This window comes from Endozoicomonas sp. SESOKO3, assembly GCF_024606255.1.
Map to the genome: position 1 here is coordinate 1 of NZ_JAHHPR010000107.1, position 3946 is coordinate 3946.

2 protein-coding genes are annotated in these 3946 nt (G+C 47.5%); both read left to right on the top strand.

All coding sequences use genetic code 11. The features are described from left to right. Nucleotides 1–728: hypothetical protein (locus KDK18_RS01915; protein WP_257252795.1), on the top strand; the 728-nt coding region annotated here is incomplete at its 5' end. Nucleotides 729–967: 239 nt separating this feature from the next. Then, nucleotides 968–3946 (top strand): hypothetical protein (locus KDK18_RS01920; protein WP_257252796.1); only part of this gene is annotated, 2979 nt, incomplete at its 3' end.

Sequence of the window (3946 nt, forward strand, 5' to 3'; positions counted from 1 at the left end):
ATGAAAATGGCTGGGAGAGATACTTCAGGGAAAATGTGCCTAAATGGTCATTCTCCCACGCAGAAAGTGTTCCTTACTCTTACACCTTAGGCGCCTTTTACGAATGGCAGGAGGGCAGTGACAAGAAAGTGCCTGTCCATCATGAGAAAAATGCTCCTCAATCAAGCTTTTTACCTTCAGCTTCAGGCGATCTGCTTGATACTGATGAGAAGAGGGGGAAGTTGGATTGGGATGAATGGGAAAACGTCAGTGAAGCAACCACGGAATCGGCAACAACCGGTATTTTCAAATCTGTGACCAATGAAACACCGATAATAACTCCAAGTATGACGTTTCACCTTGAGTTCGCAGTCACCACTCCGACTGCCACCCCCCCGGAAGTGGCGATGACACCTGTTGCTAAAACGCTAACTTCTTCGGCTGGTGAGGCATCCGTGACCAGTCAGATACCCTTGGCGACCCCGGGTGTAACGGCTGCCCCCAAATCCACAACGGCGACTTCATTGACAGTGCCCGAAGTAACGCCAACCGCAAAAGTGGATGACTTTGAGGAAGACGAGATATGGGAGGACATTGAACCCCAACCATTACCCACTTCAACTTCAGCGACAACAACTTCAGCGCCTCTGCCCCCCTCTGCAGCCGTGCAACCAAAACAGGCTGATCCGGAGTCGTTCGACTTTGATGAAGATTGGGGTGACATTATGAATACCCACAACGAACTCTGATATTAGAAACCGGTAGACGATTCCACCATAGCTATCCAAAAGAAGCCAGTATAAAGGAATACATACTGGCTTCTTTCTGATCAGGCAACCAATCAGCCACCTGAGAGAAGGTATGAATGAATGTATTCCTTCCCTGAAAAAACGCGACTAACAGCCATGAGCGATTGACAGCCGCTTCTTCGCCTGGTGTGGAAATCACTTTTCACGGTAATAAAAGTTTTCAGCTCCGAGGTAGTAGAATGACAAATGCTTGCCCCAATGCATTAAGTCTTGCCGTGGCCGTTGCAATCAGCTCCTCCATGATGGGTACACAGGCACAGGCCGATCGCAGGCTTCAGACAAAATCTATTGATATTCAGAGCGACGGCCATGCGGAGTTTATCCGGAGTGAAGTCATGGTTCAGCCAACTTTAGGTGATGACCAACAGCCAATACCCAACTCTTTTACCACCTCTTACCCTGACCAGTCTCAAAGAAATACGGACTATGTCCCTCCTTCTCTGAGCTTTACAGCAGTTCTTTCTGGTGTTGATGGTGGTGTTTACAGTGTTGATCAGTTTGAAACAGGCAAGAATAACCTTGCTCAGAAATACACCAAAGTCCTGAAGGTGGGTGATGAAGGCGTCTTCAGGTTCACCCATAATCTGGACAAAAAGGCACTGCACATTGAAGTCAGAGGCGGAATGACCGACCCGGATTCAATTGCGGCTGTTCGTGCTCAATTGGGTTGCGTCCCATCATTGGAACCGTCAACGAAAATCGCCACCCCCTTACAACTGGCTTTTTTGCTGGAAGGTGTCGACGACAGAGCAGGAAGCCTCGGCAGAAGTGATCACTATGTTGCCCTTGCCAGCATTGAAGTAGAAAAAGTAGAGGTGAATGGACGTACCTTTATGCGTCTTATCGCTGCGGGCGATCAGCCCCCTGAACTGCAAAGTCTGGGTCAATCACTCTTTGTCAATGATGAGGTTCTCCTGACAGCCGCTGCCTCGGCTTACATCCAGGTTCATGTCCTGGGAGAGGATTTACAACAGCAGGCTCTTAATGACCTGTTGGCATACAGCAAACCCGTTGGCTATGTTGTACACGCCGAGGATGATACAGAGGTCTACCCTGTGCCTCCGGGTTATCCAAAGCTGGAAGTATCAGAAGCTCCGGGGGAGGTTATTGTTTTCCATGGTCAGAAGCAGAATCCGCATGACATCGCTTTCGTAGAAAACCTCTATAAACTCTGGGTAAAAGCCTGGCTTAACAACCGCACCCCCGCAGCAGCAACACGAGTTAACAAATATAAGGTCAAAAGCTACCAGTACGTCATTCGCAGCAGGCAGATGGAGCTGTTGGATCAGTTTGCCAATCAGCTGGCCGCTCATCCCAATGCTGAGCTTGACGAAGATCAACTGATGATGCTTGCAGACTATGAATCTCTCCAGCAGGCATTGAGTAGCGCCACCCCGGACGCGGCAGATGAATTTCAACTTGCAATAAGACACATCAAAGTTGCCGAGTCGATTATCACGTCACCCTGGATTCAGGTTCAACTCGCAAAACATTTCGGCTTCAAACCCGCACTGAGAAATCTTCTGACTAACGAGCATTTTCTCAAAGAATTTATGTCCATTGTCAACGGCGAGGCGGCCAATGCTTTTGACTACGACGAAGAGTTTGCCAGCAAAATCGTTGCCGACATGACCAGGCAAATACTTGAGAGGGAAAGCAGACAAAAGGAGCTACAGACGAAAGAAGTACGACTCGCCCAGCTCAAAAAGCTTTACCATCTCGAAATGGATAAAGCCAACCCCAATGATGAGGAACAACTGACAACGCAACGACACTATCAGAACATTGAGGGTGAGCTTGCAGAGGTTCGTGTCAAACTGGAAGATCTGAAAAACCAGGAACGGAAACTTCAGCGGGAAGTCAAACGAATTCCAGAGCTGGAACAACAAGTTCGTGATGCCAGAAAAGAAGCCAGTAATCATTACAACGCTCAATTTGCAAAAGAGCTTGGTATTGTTAACTGGGATGACACCCAGCCACAAAAAGAGCAAGCCAGACGCATCACAGGGAAACTTAATGAAATCTTCAGAGCCGTTGCCGCAACAAAACAGCCTGAGGAAGAAGCTGTAAAAACAAACCTCGCCGCTATTGAAGTCCAGCTCGGTATTGCTCCAGACAATGAAAACGATCTGGATGCCCGCTTTCAGTCCATTCAACGGCATCTGCAACAGAAGGAAAAATTAACCGATGAGGCAATCTGGAATAGACTGATTGTCATTGAACAGCTCGGAGAGCAACATCTTCAGCATTTACAAAAGCTGAAAAAACAGAAAAACTGGCTACAGGAACTTCAGCAGGAACTTGATCGAACTCCAGCGCTGAGACGAGAAGTTCGTGATCCTATAGAAAAGACCATAACCGATTACTACGTTCAACTGGCAGAAGGGCTTGGTATTAGCAACTGGGTTGTGACCGAGCCATTTGAAGAACAAGCCAGACTCATCAGAAAGAACATTCATAAAATCAAAAGATCGGGAAAGTCCCGGAAAAAAGCTGTAATAGAAAAACTGGCGGCCGTTGAAGGCCAGTACAACATCTTTCCCAACAATGAAAACGATCTGGAAGCTCGCTTTCAGTCCATTGAACAGCACCTGCAACAGCACCTGCAACAACAAACAGAACTCATCGAAGGGGTAATACGAAATAGACTGGCTAACCTTGAAGTTCAGCTGGGTCTGGTTCCGGGTGACGAAGAGCAAATGGCATACCGTCAAGACCTCATTCGGCAGCACTTAAGGCAGCAGATAGATCAGGTCGACCAGGATTACCTTCGGCAACAGAGCATCAAAACAGGCGCTGAAAAAATAGCTGCAACCAAAGCTCGATTTGCAAGCATTGCCAAACATTTAAACATTCAGAACTTTGATGACAATGAAGATATTGAGACCCAGCAAAAACGTCTGATTCAGAGAATTCAGACACTGAATACTCACGCCGCCAAGGAAGAAACGTTCGTCAAACTCAGGCAGGAAGCTATGGCGACGGTTCTTGGCCTTGAACTGAATGAAGACAGCACATTAGAAGACCGCCAGGAACTGATAGAACATCGTCAGCTCAGGCTCTACAGACTTGCAGATTTCGAAAAAGAACTGGAACACATCTCAGTATCAGGCCATCCGATAACCACGCTTTCGGAATTGGAAGATGTACTACAAGAC